Raw genomic sequence first — 17,157 nt, 5'->3', positions numbered from 1 at the left:
GACAAAGCATTCCGCCGCCTGGAATCCACCTGGTCACGGGCTCCCACCGAGCTACGTCCGGCTCCCGTTCATTTCATGCCGCTTGCTTCTTGCTGGTGGTGTCAAAGCCCGTGGCCGCAGGAAGGCCACGCCCGCGCACATCGCGGCCAGCAGGAGAATGCAGGCCCACGCGAACCAGTCGCCGAACCTGGTGTACAGGGTCCGCACCGCACGGTCCGGCAGGTCCGCGGTCACCGACACGAAGGAGGCGTCCTTGGTACGGGCCTCGGCCAGGAGACGACCGTTGGGGTCGCTCACGGTCAGGGCTCCCTGCCGGGACGCTCGTGCCACCGTCAGGCCGTTCTCGATCCCGCGCGTGATCGCCATCCGGCTGTGCAGCCAGGCGTCGTCGCCGAAATCCCAGGCCGGCACGAACAGCGCGGTCGCCCCGTCGCGCCGGTAGTCGCGGACCAGGTCGGGGAAGTCGAGATCGAAGCAGATCGCGATCGCCCATCGTCCGCCGGACCCGGGTACGAACGCCTGCGCCGTTCCTGCCTGGAACTCGCTCTCCAGGCCCGGGACGAGGTGGCGCTTGACGTACTCGACGGGCCCGCCGCCGTGGGAGGGGAAGTCGATGGCCGCGTTGTACTCGCGGCCGTCCCTGGTGAGGATCAGCCCGACGATGATGTCGAGGCGATGGTCGGAGGCGAGCCGGGACAACGGTCCGGCGAGCGACGGCAGGTCCGCCTCATCCACCCGGAACGCCTTCTCGGGAAGTACGACGACGTCGGCGCCACGCTCGGCCAGGGCCGGGATGCGGCTCATGTAGCCGGCCAGCAGGGTTCGCCCTTCGGGACCGGTCACCGCCACCGGGTCGATCGACCGGTCGGTGGCCAGCAGCGCCACCTTGACCGCCGTTCCCGCTTCGGCCGGCCGTAGCTGCCAGAATCCGTATCCCGCCGCCACCGCCGCGACCAGCGCGGCGGCCACGGCCACCCGTACCCGGCCGACCGTAGCGTGCGTCAGCAGGGCGGCGGCCGCGGCCGGAGCTCCCATCAGCAGGAACGTCACTCCCCATGGCCCGGTGGCCGAGGCGATCTGGATGACGGGAAGGACGTCGGCCTGGGTGTAGGCCAGGCTCCACCAGGCGCCGTTCGGTGTGATCAGCGACAGCGCGTACTCGATGACGGCCCACGCCGCCGGTACGACGCCGACGGCCATCAGCGGGCGTCCGCGCAACGTCAGGCCCCGGTAGGCGATCACCACCAGGCCGAACAGCAGCGCCGAACCGATGAGCAGGAGGACGACCATCACCGGCGGTATCTGCACCGTGTTCAGGAAATATCCCCACATGGGGGTCTGGCCTGCGAGCCAGGCGATGGACGCAGTGGCGAACGCCGCACGCGCCGAGCAGCGCGGTACCAGGACGAGGACCGGGATCGGCGCGATCCACGTACACCAGGGCACCGGCCGCAAGCCGGTTCCGAACCAGAACAGCGTGGCCGACAGCACCGCCGCGGCGATCAGCCACCATCGTTGTGATCTCATCGAGCAGACTCCTCCACCTGGGAACTGCCTCGATACTCCGCACTGGAGCCCTGCCGCCACATCGGCGGGAAGAGTGATCTCCGCACTCCCCCTCACGGACCGCTCAGGCGCCTCCGGCGACGATGAGTCCCGACTCGTAGGCGAACACGACCGCCTGTACCCGATCGCGCAGTCCCAGCTTCGTCAGGATTCGGCTGACATGGCTCTTGACCGTGTACTCGCTCACGACCAGTTCGCCGGCGATCTCCGCGTTGGACAGCCCCCGGGCCACCAACCGCAACGTCTCGGCCTCACGGCTGGTCAGCTCGGTGAGGCGGGCGGCCAGCCGGGGCGCCACCCCATGATTCGGCCGCAGGACCAAGTCCTCGATGAGACGTCTGGTCACCGTGGGCGCCAGCAGCGACTCTCCCGCCGCCACCACGCGCACCGCCGCGACCAGTTCGTCGCGACGGATGTCCTTCAGCAGGAATCCGCTGGCCCCCGCGCGCAGCGCGTCGTAGACGTACTCGTCCAGATCGAACATGGTCAACACCAGCACCTTGGCGGACGTCGCCGAGCAGATCCGCTCAGTCGCCTCGATCCCGCCCATGCCGGGCATCCTGATGTCCATCAGCACGACGTCCGGGCGCAGCTCGGTGGCTGCCTGAACGGCCTCGGCGCCGTCGGCCGCCTCGCCGACGACGGTGATGTCGGCCTGAGCGTTCAGGATCATGGCGAAGCCGCCCCGGAACAGATCCTGATCGTCGGCCACGAGCACGCGGAGCATACGTCTATCCAACCGGAAGCGTGGCCACCACCACGAAGCCTTTGTCCCCCGGACCGGCGTGCAGCGTCCCCCCGCAAGCGGTGGCCCGTTCGCGCATCCCGATCAGGCCGTGCCCTCCGGCGGCGCCGTCCCCGCCGCTGCCGTCATCGGCCACCTCGACCCGCAGCGCGCTCGGTATCCAGGACAGTCGTACCCGCGCGGTGCGCGCGTGCGCGTGGCGCAGCACGTTCGTCAGCGCCTCCTGCACGATCCGGTACGCCGCCACGTCTACCTCCGCGGGGATCGGCCGCGACAGGCCGTCGCTGGTCAAGGTCACCCGCAGCCCGGTACGGCCGGTCCGCTCGACCAGGTCCGGCAGGGCCGCGAGCCCGGGTTGCGGCTCCCGGTGACCGTCCTGGCCCGAGCGCATCGCGCCGAGCAGGGCCCGCAGCTGGGCGATCGCGCCCCTGCCGGTGTCGGCGATCGCGTCGAAGGCGGCCTCCGCACGTTCGGGATCGGCCCGGAGCATCAGCGGCCCGGCCTCAGCCTGGACGACGATGAGACCGACCGAGTGGGTGAGGATGTCATGCATGTCCCGGGCGATGCGAGCCCGCTCGTGAGCTGCGGCGATGGCGCGCTCCCGCTCCATCCGCAGGGCGCGTTCGGCCAGCTCGGCGGCTCGGGCGCGGCGGGCGCGGGTGCTGGTGCCCAGCGCGTACGCCGCGACGAACGCCGTACCCACCACCCGATAAGAATCCAGATCTTCCTGCGGCAGGACGAGCGAGACGTACACCCCGGCGCCGATGACCGGGACGGCCACCAGCCGCAGCAACGGCGGGCTCAGCGCGGCGATGGTGTAGGTGCCGACCAGCGGCCCGTACGGCAGCATCGGCTTCTCCCACATCACCAGCGCCGTCATCGCCAGCCCGACCACCCCGGTCACCACGAGTGGCGCCGTCCGCCGCCACAGCACCGGCACCGAAGCCAGCCCGGCCAGCGCGACCACCCACCACGGCTGCCGGAAGGGGACCAGCGCGGGACCGACGGTGGCGGCCGACACGACGACAGTGATCGCGATGTCGACCACGCGTGGGGGTACGTTCTGGAGCCGGGCGCGCAGCCGCTCAGTGAGTCCGGGCATCTCGCTCAGTATCAGGATTCAGGCCGCCCGGCGCATCCCTCTCACGACGGACAGCGTCCTTCACTCTCAGGAGTGGTCCTGGTGCCCGCGTCGCCGAAGAACGCGTCCGCCATCGGCTCAGCGCCCTTGGAGAACATTCTACGTTCACCGTCTATTTAACATGGGACGTTGGACGTAGGATGTCCCCTCGTAACCTTCTCCTGTCAGGAAGGGCGTGGACATGCACGATGGCCATCCCCCGGAGGGCCGTGCCGGACGTCGATCCCGGCGCCGCCGGGCGGGCGCCGTAGTGGTGCTCGCCGGCTTACTCGTCAGCGCGTTCGCCGGGCCTGCGAACGCGGCACCGGCACCGGCACCGGCACCGGCGGAAACGTCCGAGGCCGGCGCGACCGCCGACGCCGCACCGTTCGTGGACGAGCAGGTGCTCTACAAACAGGGCGACTTCGGATACGGCTGCTTCCGGATCCCCGCCGTGGTGCGGGCCACGAACGGCATGCTCCTGGCGTTCGCCGAGGGACGGGTGAAGGACTGCGGTGACGACGAGGACATCGACCTCGTGGTGCGCCGTTCCGCCGACAGCGGCCGGACCTGGGGCCCGCTGCAGGTGATCTCGGAGGGCAACGGCACGACCCACGGCAACCCGGTGCCGATCGTCGACGAGCGCACCGGGCGGATCGTGCTGGTGAGCACCCACAACGGTCCGGACCCGTGCCCGAACGGCTGTGACCGCGACCCCTGGGTGCAGTTCAGTGACGACCACGGGGCGACCTGGTCGGCCGCCAGGGAGATGACCGAGGGCAAGCGTCCGGAGTGGAACTTCTGGTACGCCACCGGCCCGATGCACGGCATCCAGCTCAAGCGGGGCCCGCACGCCGGGCGGCTGGTCGTCGGGGCGAGTTTCGAGAGCTGGGACCGGGTCGGCAAGCACGTCTACGGCACACACCTGCTCTACAGCGACGACAGCGGGGCGACGTGGAACATCGGCGCCGAGACGTCCCGCGATGACGGCACGGTCATCGCCCAGGAGGTGACCGTCGTCGAGCTGACCGACGGGCGGATCTACGCCTCGGCCCGTGAGCGCGGCACCGACGAGGGCAGCCGGGCGTACGCGACCAGCAGCGACAGCGGCCAGACGTGGGACGCCCCGTTCCGCACCATGCCGGCACTTGCGACGACCGACGTCCAGGCGTCGCTGCTGCGGTTCAGCGACGGGCGCATCCTCTTCTCCTCGCCGATGCACCCGGGCGCCCGGGAAGCGATGGGGATCCGGTCGTCCTACGACGAAGGGCGCCGCTTCGAGACCTGGGACGAGGGCAAGGTCTTCTACTGGGGGCCGACGGCGTACTCGGACATGGTGCGTCTGGACGGCGACGAAGCGGCCCTGATGTACGAGGCCGGCACCATCACGCCGTACGAGCAGATCCGCTTCGCACGGTTCAACGAGGCGTACCTGGAGACGCCGAACGGCACCCCGCCCGGCATCCCCGGCCCTCCGGCGCCCGGCCCGACGACGCCGGACAAGTCGCCGTACCGCAACCAGGCGTATGTCCGCGGTGGCGCTCAGACCACCGACGGGCGGTTCGGCAACGGGCTGGCTCTGGACCGGGTGGACGACCGGGTGGAGGTGCCGTTCAACGACTCCATCGACCTCGGCGCGAAGGACTTCACGCTGACCTCCTGGATCCGCTACTCGGAACAGACCGGCTCGCACGCGATCCTCTGGTTCCACCGGGTGAACAGGGGCACCAACCCGCCGGCGCTGTGGCTGCGGGCCGAACCGGCCAGCAACCGCATCCGGGCGGTCCTCTCCGTCGACCGGTTCAACGTGACCGTGCAGTCGCCGAGCGCGTACAACGACGGGCAGTGGCACTTCGTGGCGCTCCAGCGGGTACGTGGCGAGCTCCGGCTCCTGGTGGACGGCGTACAGGTCTCGGCGGCGGCGGCGCCGCCCGGCTCGCTGACCCTCGGCAAGGAGTTCGGGCTCGAGGGAATCCACATCGGGCAGCGGTTGGACGGTGTGGACCGCTTCCGTGGGTCGCTGGACGAGGTACGCGTCTACCGGCGTGCCGTCACCGACGCCGAGCTGGACCTGATCCGGCAGCGGAACCTCCCGATCGGCGGCCAGCTCGGGCTGCGGCTGCCGTTCGATCAGGTCAGCTGAAGCCGTTCGGCGATGGCGCTCGCCGGCCCCGGCGGGCGCCATCGCCGAACCCTGACACCGAAGGACGTCCTACGTCCTGTGCTGATCGCCGGGGAAGAGCTCGGGCAGTTGTGCCCGGGCCAGTGGCCGGAGCCGTACGGCGAGCGAGGCGTCGACCGACTCGTACGGCCACCGGACTCGAGTGCCGATGTCGGCCCAGCCACCGAGGTGGGCCAGGAACTTGTCCAGCGCGGGGTTGGCGTACCCGCTGTGCTGGAGCGGCTGGACATGCGCGGCGAAGAACTCGTGGATCCGTCGTTCCACGTCGAGCGCGGCATCGGGCTGCGCGACCATCATCCGCTGCCATGCCATGGCGCCGGCCGGGCTGAGGGCGGCGATGTTCGAGTAGGAACCGGCGGCGCCGTGCCGCCGTCCGGTCGCCAGGTCGTGGCCGGCGACGAAGACGGCGAGGCCGGCCGCGTGGCGCCGCATCTCCGCGTACCACCCCGCGTCGCCGCCGGCCACCTTGATCCCGATGACCGCGGGAACCTCGCGGCGGATCACCGGATACAGGTCGGCCGGCACCTGCGTCTTGGCGTGCGGCGGGTTGTACAGCACGAGCGGCACCGGGTCGGCGGCGGCCGCGACGCGGGCCAGGAAGCGCACCACCTCGGCGCGCGACAGCGGCAACCAGTCCGGCAGCGTCACCTGGATCGCGCCGGGCCGGAGCACCCGCGCGCGGGCCACCCTGGCCAGGCAGGTCTGCGCGCTCATGTGGCCGGCGCCGATCTGGAACGGGAGCCCGTGCCGTTCGCACCGCTCGGCCATCAGCGCGTTGACGCGGTCGTACTCATCCTCACCGAGCGCGTGGAACTCGCCCGCGGTGCCGTGCGCGTACAGGCCGTCAAGCCCCGCGGCGACGAGCACGTCCAGCGCCGCCTCAAGGCGTGTCCAGTCGATCGACTCGTCGTCCCGGATGGGCAGCAGGACCGTGCCCCAGGTGCCGCCGAGCGACCCCGGCGTCAACGTCTCCACGGCGCCCCGCCATCCGTTCGGTACACGTAGAACATCCTATGTCCCGGGATGAGCGCGCGAACAGGCCATGTCCGCCCGGGGGGTCATCTGTGTCGTCGGCGTAAACTTTCCTCTACCGGGCTGGCCTTCCGGGACCAAGAGGCGGGATGTTTGACGCAAGGCCTTCGACGAGCCTGGGGGTGGCATGCGTACACGTGACGATGCGTCACTTCAGGAGCGTATCGTCGCCCTGATTCACGAGCGCGGACTGGCCCCCGGGTCACCGATGCCGACCGAAGTGCAGTTGATGGAGTTGCTCGGGGCGAGCCGCAACAGCGTCCGCGAGGCTGTGCGGGCCCTGCAGGCGTTGGGCATCGTCGAGATCCGGCACGGACATGGGACGTTCGTCGGGCACGCGTCGCTCGACGCGCTGACTCCGTCGTTCGCCTTCCGGGTGCGTTCGGGGCCGGGTGGGATCCGCGCGCTGCACGATCTGGTCGAGGTCCGCGAGCTGCTCGAGACCGGGCTGATCGGCCAGGTGGCTCAGAGCACCAGCGCCCCCCGGCTCGCCGCGTTGGAGGCCCTGGCCAATGGCATGGATCGGGACCGGGAAGCCGATCGGGCGTTCCACGCGCTGCTGTACGACTCGTGCGGCAACGAGCTGGTGCTGCAGCTGATCGGCCTGTTCTGGGACGTCTACCACGAGGTCGAGCCGACGCTCGGCCCGCCGGAGGAGCGGAGCGCCGAGATCGCGGTCAACCACCGCCGGATCGTGGCGGCGCTTCGCGCTCGGGACGCCGAGGCGGCACGGGAGGCGATGCGGCTGCACTTCCGCGACGTCAAGGCTCGCATCGCGCGGGCGGAGGCCCGGGCCGTACCCGCGCCGACCTGACCCCGGTCACACCGGTCCGACGACAGCGAGGCTGACCGTGACGCGCATTCGGCGCGCTTTGCCAGGAAGCCTTAAGGATCAATCGGTTGATCGGCGTATTGAGCGCTATTAGCCTGCATCCCACCCTCATCGTCGGACAATTGTAAAGAAGGCGGTCATGGCGATAGCCCGACATATCCGCAGAACCTTAGCGGTGGCCACCGCGCTGGTCCTCAGCCTGAGCCTGGTTTCGCAAGCAAGCGCGGGGACGGTCACGGTCGCCAAGCCCCAGCGGCCGAACATCATCTTCTTCCTCGTCGATGACATGTCCGCCGACCTGCTCGCGTACATGGACACCGTGCGCGGCCTGGCCGACGACGGCACGACGTTCAGCAACTACTACGTGTCCAACTCGCTGTGCTGCCCGTCACGCGCCTCGATGTTCACCGGCCAGTTCCCGCACAATACCGGCGTGGCCACGAACAAGAACTCCGATCGCGGTGGCTACAAGGCGTTCGCACCGCACGAGTCCAGGACCTACGCCGTCTCGCTGGAACAGGCCGGATACCGCACCGGCTACCTCGGCAAGTACATCAACGAGTATCCGGTGGACGCCGATTACCACGTCCCGCCCGGCTGGGACGAGTGGCATGTGGCGGCCGGCGGCGGTTACAGCGAGTTCAAGTACCAGCTCACCCGCTACGTCAAGGGGGAGACTCCCGGCCTGGACACCTCCGACGGCACTTACCTGGTGGACGAGCTCGCCAAGCGGGCCACGGACTTCATCGAGCGCTCACGCGAGCGCGCCCCGGACCGACCGTTCTTCCTCCAGGTCTCGCCGTTCGCGCCGCACTCCAGGATCGGCGCCAAGCCGGGCGACAAGGAGCCGCGCTTCCCACCCGCGCGCCGCGACCGGCCCAAGACCCAGTTCCCGGCCGGGGAGTTCCCGCACGGCGACTGCGGCGGGCCCGATTGCAACGACATCGACGTGAGCACGTTGCCGGCGTTCAACGAGGACACCGCCGACAAGCCCTCGTGGGTACGCCGCGCTCCGCTCGCCCCCGCGCTGGTCAAGGAGCTGCGCAAGGATTTCCGCGACCGGATCCGCATGGTGCAGTCGGTGGACGACATGGTGGCGCGTGTCCTTTCCACGCTGACGGACGCCGAGAAGCGCAACACGTACGTGGTGTTCACCAGCGACAACGGCTTCCATCTCGGCCAGCACCGCCTCGTACGCGGCAAGTCCACCGCCTACGACCACGACGTCCGGGTGCCACTGCTGGTCAAACGGCCTGCGGCGGGTCGGCACGGCGACCTGGTGACCGGCGCCATCGCCCAGAACGTCGACCTGTTCGCGACCTTCCTCGACATGGCCGGGGTCGGCGCGGCCACCCGTGACGGCCGCGACGGGCGCAGCCTGCTGCCGCTCATCCAGGGCCACAAGGTGAAGGACTGGCGGAAGACGGCGCTGATCGAGCACGTCAAGCCCAACCCGGCCGCACCGGGCGAGCCGGACCCCGATGCCGAGCCGCTCGAGGCGGGGAACTCACAGCCGCCCAGCTACGCGGCGGTGCGCACTGCCGGAGAGCTGTACGTGGAGTACGAGGGCGAGGCGGAGCCCGAGTACTACGACACGGTGGCGGATCCGAACCAGGAGTCCAACGACCCCGGCAACGCCAGGACGTCCGACCTCGGCAAGGTCCTCGACGCCATGGTGGGATGTGGGAAGCCCGGCGCGCCGGACTGCTGGACCGCAGCCCGACTCTGACTCACCTCACCCCGGTCAGACGCTCGGAGACCACAGGCTTTGAGGAGCCTTGCCCAGGTCAGTCGTCCTCACCCGCCAGGATCCGCCGTACCTCCTCGGCCAGGTAGGGGGCGTCGTCCGGCCAGGAAGCCGCAACGCGTTCCAGGAGTTCGCGGTGGGCGTCCAGACGGCCGCCGTCGGCCAGACCGACGGCGGCCTGTACCTGGATCTCCACCTCGGGCCGGTGGAGAGCCCGCAGAAGGTGTGCCGTGGCCTCAGGGGCCTGGCAGCCCTCGAGAGCCGAGAGCATCCGGACGCGCAGCTGGAGCGGACGGTCGGCGTCGTCGATGTAAGCGGCGACCAACGCAAGAAGGCGCACGTGAGGAGGGCCTTCGGTGTGGAAGAAGGCGGCGCCCGCGGCGTCGGCCGCCGCCTCGACGACCGCGGGGTTCGTCGTCTGCTCCAGAGCGTCCGCGATCAGGTCGCAGTCCTGTTGCTCGGCGACGTTCATCATCGCGTTGAGGGCGCTGGCGTGGTTCGCGCCCGCGCCGGTCTCGGGGCTCATGTCGGCGGACGAGGGTGGCTGCCGAAGGAGTTCACGGGCAGCCTTCAGCACCTCGGCTTGATGCGCCCCGTACAACGGGGCTCCCCCGAATCGGCTGAGCGCGCTGGATCGCTGGTACACGTCCAGCGCGATCCCGACCGCGACCTGGTCGCCGCTCCGCAGGAGAGTGAGGAACGGGCTGATCGGCCCCGACCAGGTTTCCGCGACGTCCGCTTGAAGGGCCTCGCAGGCGGACATCAGCCGCTCGTCGGAGAAGCGCGGGTGCGTCCAGTAGTAGGAGCCGTACATGCGAACGGATCTTGCCACGGCGCACTTGCCGTGCGCAGGCGAGTTTCGGTCCCCTCGACGCAGGCGCTGGATCTGGTTGGTGCCCTCGTAGATCTGGGTGTTCTTCGCGTACCAGATGCGTCACCTGCCGAAACCTCGCAATCAAGCTCTTGACCTGGGCTTTCTGCCGGCATCTTCACTCAGCCGTGTGCGGCTCTTTTCACCCTTTGACGGAACAGCGACGGAACAGAGAGCGGAGAGGGTCGAAGGCTGCAGCGCGCTGTCAACGTGGGTGCCTCATGGCGCCCGCGTTGAAGATCTGGGCGGCGAAGGCGTCGATCCCAGCCCTGGCCGGCAGGCGGTACAGCAGCGGCAGCGCTTGGCTGTTCTTTCGGCTCCGGTGTGGCCGCCGCCATGCAGGTGGATCAGGACCGGACAGATCCAGGAGTAGCAGAACGGAGCCCGACAGCGGCCCGGCCTGGATCTGGGCGGGGCTGGCGGCGCCGATCCGGGCTTTGGTGCTGGTGAGGTTCAACTGTCGCGAGCTGGCCGCTACGCTCCCGGCGACCACGCACGGTCATCGCCAACCGGCCGACCGGCCGAACTGACGACAGTTGAATGAGCGACCTCACCAGTCTCATCACCCGGCTACGAGACAAGGTCGACGTTGAAAGCCATCCGCGCCGACCCCGAGGACGCCGGCAAGCTCCCCATAAGTGCCAGGCGAACTGTCAGCTTGTCGCGGAGACCATCCGGTACGCGCGGATCACGGTCTGCTCGACGGCGTTGCCGGAAGTGTCGATCGACGTCGCCCGCAGCGACACGAACCCGTCACGGTTCGGATGGCGCAGAACGATCCTCGAGTTCCGGACCTCCGCCTTCGCCCAGGTGGCCCCGTCATCGTAGGAGGCCTCCACGGTCAGGTCCCGCGCGCGGCCCGCCGCGCTGCCAGGCAGCGAACGCACGCTGACCGGCACGGTGAAGATCCGGCCGGCCGGTGCGGTGTTCCGCGCGTCGAGCTCAGGAGTGAAGCTCACTACGGACACCGGCAGCCGGGCGAGGACGTCTGTGGTGTCGGAGTGGAACGTCCAGGCCACGGACACGCGCGTGGACAGCGTTGCCGGAGCTCCCCGCTCCGCCTCGGCGACGAGCCGGTACGCCGCCCGCCCTGCGGGCACGGAGAAGTGCGCGGTCAGGGACGGCGCCTCGCCGACGAGCACGCCGTCGCGGTAGAGGGTGGTGTGTCCGGTGGCCCGCGAGGAGTAGCCGAGCGAGCCCCGCCCATCGCCGAACATCCCCAGGTCAGTCGAGATGACGTCGCCGGTGCGACTGACGCTGTCGCCGAGCTGGTCCCCGGACGGCAGGGAAGGACCGAACACGCCCCGGTTCCACAACTCGGTGGTGACCTGGCCCGCTCGGTAGCGCGTGAACCCGGATTGGAACTCGTTGACCCGCCCGTCGGTGCCGATCTCCCGCAGCCGGTGCTGCCAGCGGATGCCTCCCTCAGTGTTGACGTGTACCCTCCGCACCGAGGGGGCAGTGAACTCGGCCCCAGAAAGGTAGGAGGGGATCCTGTCGTCGCGCGGCCAGGCCCGGCCGTACGCCCTGAGCTCCGCGTCGGGCAGGTGAGCGGCGTAATCCATGCGTATGGTCGCCAGGTTCTTGGGGTCCACCGACCGTTTGAAGCCGGTCACCACTCGCCCTGGCTGGAACCAGGCCGCCCGATAGACGTCCGTACCAGCCATCCATTCTCCCGCCACCTCGGTCAGCAGCCCGTCGTAGTGGCGGGCGGGCCCGAGCTGGGCGGTGAAATGCCGGTCAAACCCCTTGCCGACCCACCCTCTGGCCGCCCGGCCACCGGCTTCCTGCCATTGGTAGACGACCTGGGCGTACGTCGGCATCGCGTCGGCGCTCGGTGGCTCCACCTCAAGCGGTCTGCCGAGCCGGGCGTCGGCGTCGACCTGCTGCGCCCGGTCCAGCACCAGCTCGGGCTGGACGAGCAGGGTGACGCCCGCGTCATCCAGGACGACTGTGTCGACCTGATACTTGCCCTTGGGCAGCCGCATGACCAAGCTGCTCTGCCCGCCGAACACCACGATCGGCGACTCCTTGGCGTCCAACCGCCTGATCGACATCGTGAAGTCGCCGGTGGCAGTGCCGGCCCGGTTGGTGTGGCGCACGGTCAGGTCGTAACTCTCGGCTTCCTTCTCTACACCGACCGGCGTGCTCACGCTCACACCGCCGGGCCCCGTCGCCACGACGTAGCCACCCAGCAGCCCGTCGGGCACATCGGCAGCACGGGTGTCGGCGATGACCGTCGCCTCGGCCTGCCCGCCGGCAGGCACGGTGAGCGTGCTCGGGCTCACCGTGAAAGCCGCACTCGCCCTGGCCTGCAAGGTGAGCGTGATCGGCGTCGGGAGAGAGTTACGGTAGACCAGCTTCTTGGCGGCCGGCTGGTCGTCGTCGTGCGGCCACGCCTGCCTGGCGAACCCCAGCCCGGGCGGCTGCGCTGTCACCGCCTGCGCCGTCGCGCGGTCCGCGTTCACCCGGCCCGCTCCCTGGGCGAAGACGCCGACCTTCGGGTGCGGCTCGGCCGAGGCCATCAGCGCGGCCTTCAGCAGGTCGCCCTTCCACTCTGGGTGCTGCCCCGCCAGCAGCGCCGCGGTTCCCGTCACGTGCGGCGTCGCCATCGAGGTGCCGGATAAGGCGATGTAGGAGCCGGTCCCGGGGATGTCCTTCCCCCGCGCGGCCGTGATGTCCACGCCGGGAGCGGTGATATCCGGTTTGAGCCCACCGTCGCCCGGTACGGGCCCCATGTTGGAGAAAGCGGCCAGCTCATCCGACTTGTCGACTGCGCCCACGGCCAGGGCGGCGTTCGCCGTGCCCGGGCTGCTGACCCCGCGCTCCATCCCCTCGTTGCCCGCGGCTACCACGAAGAGGGTGCCGTACTGGTCGCTGAGGGCCTCGACCGCCTGCTCCAGCGGGTCCTCCTCCGGCGTGTCCGTATCGCCGAAACTCATGTTCACGACCCGGGCACCCTGCTCCGCCGCCCACTGCATGCCGGCCAGGATCGCCGAGTCGTTGCAGAAGCCTGCCTCGTCGCACACCCTGCCGTCCAGCAACGTGACGCCCGCGGCCACGCCGCGATAGCGCCCGCCGGATGCCGCGCCGCTCCCGGCGATGATGGAGGCAACGTGGGTGCCGTGCCCGGCAAGGTCCCGCTCGTCGGGCACATCTGTGAAGTCCTTCCTGCCGCTCACCTTGCCCGCCAGGTCGGGATGGGCAGCGTCGATCCCGGTGTCCAGTACCGCGACCTTGACCCCTTCCCCGGTGAAGCCCCTGGCCCAGGCCGCGGGCGCGCCGATCTGCGGGACGCTGGTGTCAAGCGACACCTTTCGTAGCCCGTCCAGCCACACCTTGGCCTTCCCACCGGCGCCCCACAGGAGCCCCGCTCCCCCGGCCGCGGCCTTCCCCGGCCCTCCGGTGAGGTCCTTCCAGAAACGGGAGGCGTTCGCCCGCTCCTCCCGCACCGCGAACCCGCCGACCGCGGCGAGCGCCGTGCCGTCCGAGGCTCCACTCAGCGTCCGGGGCTGAGCGGCCCCGGTGACGACGAGTGGCAGGTCCTTGCGCCGATCGTCGTAGCCGTACTCCAGCAAGGTGGTCACATCGAACAGCCGCGAGTCCAGCCGCCCGGCCTTCAGCAGCGGCACCGCATCGCTCGGGACGACGCGCAACCGCCCGCCGCTCTCGTCGGTGATGAAGGTGACCCCCTTCCTCCCATCACCGGCCTCGATCACCGCGCCGGGCTCCCCGGTGACTGTGACACGGTCACCGCTGATCAGCGTGACGGTCCGCGAGACTGCGGCAAGCGACTGTGTTCCGGCAGATGGAGACGCGGCGACGGCCGGTTGGGGGGTGAGCAGAGCGGTGGCGAGCAGTAACGCCCCAGCCGCTCCGGCTCTCGTTCTCATGGGCATGGATACTCCAGATCGACAAAAAGTGGATCACCACATATCTCCCGCTCCGGGAATTCCTTTCACGCCTTGCCCACGGAGCCTCTCCATCGCGGGCCGCTCGCCCCAGTACACCGATGTGCGGCAGACACGCCGCTACTGGGCGGATGCGAGCCGGGAGCCGTTGCCGATGCTGCCAGGGACGGCGCAGGTCCTCGGTCAGGTGGCCACCGAGGCGCAGCTGGGTGATCGACTCGCGCCCCCTCTCATCGTGAAAGCGAATCGGCACTTTTACGGAGTATTGGTGTACCGAAAGAAGGGACATCACGCGGATGGCCGCTCCTCCCGACATGCCGGCGTTGTTCGATGACGCCGAACTCATCGAACGGTCGTGGCAGTACCCCGACTCGTTCGCCGAGCTGTACGACCGCCATTTCGGCGACATCTACCGCTACGTGGCCGGACGCATCGGCACGCAGGTCGCCGACGACGTGGCGGCTGAGACGTTTCTCGTGGCGTTCCGCAAGCGAGAGACCTTCGATCCCGGCCGGGGCACGGTGCGGTCCTGGCTCTTCGGGATCGTCACCAACCTCATCGGGCACCACCGCAGAGGCGAGATCCGAAGGTTGGAAATGCTTCAGCGGGCCTCCGCGACGTCGGAGACGACGGCCGACCCAGGACACGAGGACCGGGTGACGGCCTGGGTCACAGCGGCGGGCCTGCGGGGGCTGCTCGCCGCTGAGCTGGGGCGGCTCTCGGACGGCGACCGCGATGTCCTGCTCCTGGTCGCACTGGCCGGTCTCAGCCACGAGGAGATCGCCCAGTCCTTGGGCATCCCCTTCGGTACCGTCGGCTCCCGGCTCAGCCGGGCGCGCAAGAAGCTGCGTGCAGCCCTGGGCGAGGTCAATCCCACGTTCGAAGGACAGGCCGATGAATGAGCTGAACGACCGTTCTCCCGAGCAGTGGGACGTGGACGACGTCGTGCGCGACCTGCTCAGCGGCCCCGACCCGACGCCGGACATAGTCGCCACGGGCCGTGCCATGCTGCTCGACGAGCTGTACTCCGCCACGCCTCAAACCGGAACACGACACAGTGATCCGCACCGAGCAGCGGGCCGCCACAACGGTAGACAGCCCACGCAGCCTCACCTCAAGGCCGCGCCACTTGTCGAGCCTCATCACACTGACAGACGGCACGCCGAGCCTGCCCAGGCGGCCTCTCGCCACGACGACGCGCGGCATGTGACCACGCCCGTTTCCGGGCGTCGCTCCGCCCGCCGGCGGCCCCGGCGTGGCCGGCTGGCGGTCGCTCTGGCAGGAGGGGCACTGGCCGTGGGGGCCGTGTTCGTAGCGACCGCCGTGGCCGTCCTTCCAGACGCGCCGCGCCCCGGAACCTCTCAGAGCGCGATCCCGCGCCCCGCCGCCCGCCAGATCCTGCTCGCCGCCGCCGACGCGATCGCCACCGCGCCCGCAGAGGGCGACTACTGGCGGATCAGACAGCTCACCACGTCGATGATGATCGAACCCGGACGCGCCTACGTGCTCCAGCGCAGACAGTCGGAGGAGCGGTGGCTGGCACGGCGAACGGACGACCAGGGCTGGCGGATCACCCGCGACCTCGGCACCACCCCCGCGACCCCGGAGGACGAGGCCGCCTGGCGGACGGCGGGCTCGCCGTCGAGCTGGCAGTACTCGGCAGACACCGCCGGCCTGAACGCCACCTCGAACGAGAAGGTGACGACCGCCCCGGCCGAGCCGCAGGCCGCCCGGCTGACGGGCACGTGGCAGGGCTCGGGGGGCACACTGATGTTCAAGCCGATGACCTGGGCGGAACTCGGCAAGATCCCCAGCGAGCCCGAGGAACTGCGCGCCTATCTGGAAAAGCGCATCGAGGCGGAGTCCGGATCGGCCGACCTCGAACCGCGGCTGCGCGAAGCCTGCATGCAGATCCTGCGCGGCCTGGCCGTCTCCCCCGACGTGCGGGCGGGGGCGTACCGGCTGCTCGCGACCCTGCCGGGCATGCGGGCCGACGGCGAGGTGGCCGACCCGCTGGGCCGTCGCGGGCAAGCGCTCAGCTACGAGGTGGAGGCGAGTCCCGGCCAGACGACGGAGGTCCGGTTCGTGGTCGATCCCCGTACCGGGCTGCCGCTGGCGCTGGAGACGACGTCTCCGGGCACGCTCGCGGACGGCCGCACGGTGCAGCTCCGCCACTCCACCTCATACGAGGCCATCGGCTGGACCGACGACAAGCCCGCGCCCCGGGGATGAGGTACGCGGTGGCCCGCTCCAAAGGGGGGGCCACGCCGACCAATCCTCGCGTACCGACATCCCACAATGCTCAGGGTGAGGCAGGGTTGCCGTTCTCACCCTGAGCCTGTCGGGCCTTACCTGCTGTAGTTCTTCCCGAAGGTTACCGCTTGACATACAACTCGTCCGGGGACGCGCACTCCCAGGACGGGGGTGAGGACGGCTTCCATGAGCTCCACAGGCGGCAGCCACGCTTCATTCTCTGCGTCAGCATCAGAAAGGATGTTCCCGCTCATGTCCGGTAACGATCGACGATCAATAGAAGGAATGTTGCGGGGGCTTGCCACCTTGTGGGTGTTGGGCACGCCATTCTTATTCATATTCACCGTCACCTTCGGCTTGGGTCTCGGCGACACAGATCTAGGCAATATGCCACTCGTCATAGCCTTCGGGACCGCCATGTACATGGTGGGAATTGGCACACCCCTGACTGGGCTCTGCATTTCCATATTTGCCGGACGGTATATGCCGGCCGGACTATTCACCGTAGCTTTGATCATGGCGCTGTTCGCCGCGTGGCGAATCAGATTGTTCCCGTTCAACTATTGACCTGGCCGTCCGGGGCCAGTGCCTTTCGGCGCACCTGCCAGGCGACGTACGCGAACCGAACATCCCTGAGCAGCCGCCCGTAGAGAAGACTTGCAGGTCAGGCCGCTGAACGTAATTTCGGCGACCCTCTCGGAGGCGGCCCGCCGCGACGCTCCCCCGCACCGACCATCACCTTCGAAGGCCGTCTGACCCTGACCACCCGCTGATCAAACAAGATCGAGATACACCACTGACTGGGCTCTGGCCCACTTTCGGTGGTGACGGAACGTGATAGCTCGTGTCGGTACATGGCTATCTCGCCGTGCTGTGTCAGCGTGACGCCGGTGTGACG

13 protein-coding genes are annotated in these 17,157 nt (G+C 69.5%); 6 read left to right on the top strand and 7 right to left on the bottom strand.

Annotation, left to right across the window (positions count from 1 at the left end; all coding sequences use genetic code 11):
* Nucleotides 1-51 precede the first annotated feature (51 nt).
* The 3 genes from ACWDRB_RS43545 to ACWDRB_RS43535 all read right to left on the bottom strand — a co-directional run bounded on the left by ACWDRB_RS43545 (nucleotide 52) and on the right by ACWDRB_RS43535 (nucleotide 3,413).
* Nucleotides 52-1,527: a nitrilase-related carbon-nitrogen hydrolase gene (locus ACWDRB_RS43545; protein ID WP_449904232.1), complete on the bottom strand. Its 1,476-nt coding sequence runs from the start codon at nucleotides 1,525-1,527 to the stop codon at nucleotides 52-54.
* 103 nt (nucleotides 1,528-1,630) lie between these two features.
* Nucleotides 1,631-2,293: a response regulator gene (locus tag ACWDRB_RS43540; RefSeq protein WP_449904230.1), complete on the bottom strand. Its 663-nt coding sequence runs from the start codon at nucleotides 2,291-2,293 to the stop codon at nucleotides 1,631-1,633.
* A 4-nt stretch (nucleotides 2,294-2,297) separates the two neighbouring features.
* Nucleotides 2,298-3,413 carry a sensor histidine kinase gene (locus ACWDRB_RS43535; protein WP_449904228.1) on the bottom strand — a complete coding sequence of 372 codons (1,116 nt, stop codon included), beginning with the start codon at nucleotides 3,411-3,413 and terminating at the stop codon, nucleotides 2,298-2,300.
* 220 nt (nucleotides 3,414-3,633) lie between these two features.
* Between ACWDRB_RS43535 and ACWDRB_RS43530 the strand changes: the two genes are divergently transcribed.
* Nucleotides 3,634-5,574, top strand: coding sequence for an exo-alpha-sialidase (locus ACWDRB_RS43530; RefSeq protein WP_449904570.1), 1,941 nt, complete (start codon nucleotides 3,634-3,636; stop codon nucleotides 5,572-5,574).
* 69 nt (nucleotides 5,575-5,643) lie between these two features.
* On the opposite strand, the gene ACWDRB_RS43525 is transcribed toward ACWDRB_RS43530, so the two are convergent.
* Nucleotides 5,644-6,588, bottom strand: coding sequence for a dihydrodipicolinate synthase family protein (locus ACWDRB_RS43525; protein WP_449904225.1), 945 nt, complete (start codon nucleotides 6,586-6,588; stop codon nucleotides 5,644-5,646).
* Nucleotides 6,589-6,772: 184 nt separating this feature from the next.
* Between ACWDRB_RS43525 and ACWDRB_RS43520 the strand changes: the two genes are divergently transcribed.
* Nucleotides 6,773-7,459: a FadR/GntR family transcriptional regulator gene (locus ACWDRB_RS43520; RefSeq protein ID WP_449904222.1), complete on the top strand. Its 687-nt coding sequence runs from the start codon at nucleotides 6,773-6,775 to the stop codon at nucleotides 7,457-7,459.
* Between the two features lie 193 nt (nucleotides 7,460-7,652).
* A complete protein-coding gene (locus ACWDRB_RS43515; protein WP_449904219.1) occupies nucleotides 7,653-9,206 on the top strand; it encodes a sulfatase family protein in 1,554 nt (517 codons plus the stop codon).
* A 58-nt stretch (nucleotides 9,207-9,264) separates the two neighbouring features.
* On the opposite strand, the gene ACWDRB_RS43510 is transcribed toward ACWDRB_RS43515, so the two are convergent.
* The 3 genes from ACWDRB_RS43510 to ACWDRB_RS43500 all read right to left on the bottom strand — a co-directional run bounded on the left by ACWDRB_RS43510 (nucleotide 9,265) and on the right by ACWDRB_RS43500 (nucleotide 13,988).
* A complete protein-coding gene (locus ACWDRB_RS43510; protein WP_449904215.1) occupies nucleotides 9,265-10,056 on the bottom strand; it encodes a hypothetical protein in 792 nt (263 codons plus the stop codon).
* Between the two features lie 244 nt (nucleotides 10,057-10,300).
* Nucleotides 10,301-10,552: a hypothetical protein gene (locus ACWDRB_RS43505; protein WP_449904212.1), complete on the bottom strand. Its 252-nt coding sequence runs from the start codon at nucleotides 10,550-10,552 to the stop codon at nucleotides 10,301-10,303.
* Between the two features lie 196 nt (nucleotides 10,553-10,748).
* On the bottom strand, nucleotides 10,749-13,988 hold the full coding sequence (locus ACWDRB_RS43500; RefSeq protein WP_449904210.1) for a S8 family serine peptidase: 3,240 nt from the start codon (nucleotides 13,986-13,988) through the stop codon (nucleotides 10,749-10,751).
* A 314-nt stretch (nucleotides 13,989-14,302) separates the two neighbouring features.
* Between ACWDRB_RS43500 and ACWDRB_RS43495 the strand changes: the two genes are divergently transcribed.
* The 3 genes from ACWDRB_RS43495 to ACWDRB_RS43485 all read left to right on the top strand — a co-directional run bounded on the left by ACWDRB_RS43495 (nucleotide 14,303) and on the right by ACWDRB_RS43485 (nucleotide 16,826).
* Entirely contained in the window at nucleotides 14,303-14,908 is a 606-nt protein-coding gene (locus tag ACWDRB_RS43495) for an RNA polymerase sigma factor (protein ID WP_449904208.1), read from the top strand.
* The gene (locus ACWDRB_RS43490; protein ID WP_449904205.1) at nucleotides 14,901-16,238 is read left to right on the top strand and encodes a CU044_5270 family protein; all 1,338 of its coding nucleotides are present in this window, start codon (nucleotides 14,901-14,903) and stop codon (nucleotides 16,236-16,238) included. Before ACWDRB_RS43495 ends, ACWDRB_RS43490 begins: the two co-directional genes overlap by 8 nt.
* A 273-nt stretch (nucleotides 16,239-16,511) precedes the next feature.
* Nucleotides 16,512-16,826, top strand: coding sequence for a hypothetical protein (locus ACWDRB_RS43485; RefSeq protein ID WP_449904203.1), 315 nt, complete (start codon nucleotides 16,512-16,514; stop codon nucleotides 16,824-16,826).
* The last annotated feature ends 331 nt before the right edge of the window (nucleotides 16,827-17,157 follow it).

Source organism: Nonomuraea sp. NPDC003707, assembly GCF_053587055.1.
The sequence above is the reverse complement of the archived record's forward strand: the minus strand, read 5'-3'. Positions and strand labels throughout refer to the sequence as shown.

What these genes read in the sequence shown, in the direction of transcription:
- ACWDRB_RS43540 (WP_449904230.1), bottom strand. Translation starts at nt 2,293, where the DNA reads ATGCTCCGCGTGCTCGTGGCCGACGATCAGGATCTGTTCCGGGGCGGC.
- ACWDRB_RS43530 (WP_449904570.1), top strand. Translation starts at nt 3,634, where the DNA reads ATGCACGATGGCCATCCCCCGGAGGGCCGTGCCGGACGTCGATCCCGG.
- ACWDRB_RS43485 (WP_449904203.1), top strand. Translation starts at nt 16,512, where the DNA reads ATGTCCGGTAACGATCGACGATCAATAGAAGGAATGTTGCGGGGGCTT.
- ACWDRB_RS43490 (WP_449904205.1), top strand. Translation starts at nt 14,901, where the DNA reads ATGAATGAGCTGAACGACCGTTCTCCCGAGCAGTGGGACGTGGACGAC.
- ACWDRB_RS43495 (WP_449904208.1), top strand. Translation starts at nt 14,303, where the DNA reads ATGGCCGCTCCTCCCGACATGCCGGCGTTGTTCGATGACGCCGAACTC.
- ACWDRB_RS43545 (WP_449904232.1), bottom strand. Translation starts at nt 1,527, where the DNA reads ATGAGATCACAACGATGGTGGCTGATCGCCGCGGCGGTGCTGTCGGCC.
- ACWDRB_RS43500 (WP_449904210.1), bottom strand. Translation starts at nt 13,988, where the DNA reads ATGAGAACGAGAGCCGGAGCGGCTGGGGCGTTACTGCTCGCCACCGCT.
- ACWDRB_RS43535 (WP_449904228.1), bottom strand. Translation starts at nt 3,413, where the DNA reads ATGCCCGGACTCACTGAGCGGCTGCGCGCCCGGCTCCAGAACGTACCC.
- ACWDRB_RS43520 (WP_449904222.1), top strand. Translation starts at nt 6,773, where the DNA reads ATGCGTACACGTGACGATGCGTCACTTCAGGAGCGTATCGTCGCCCTG.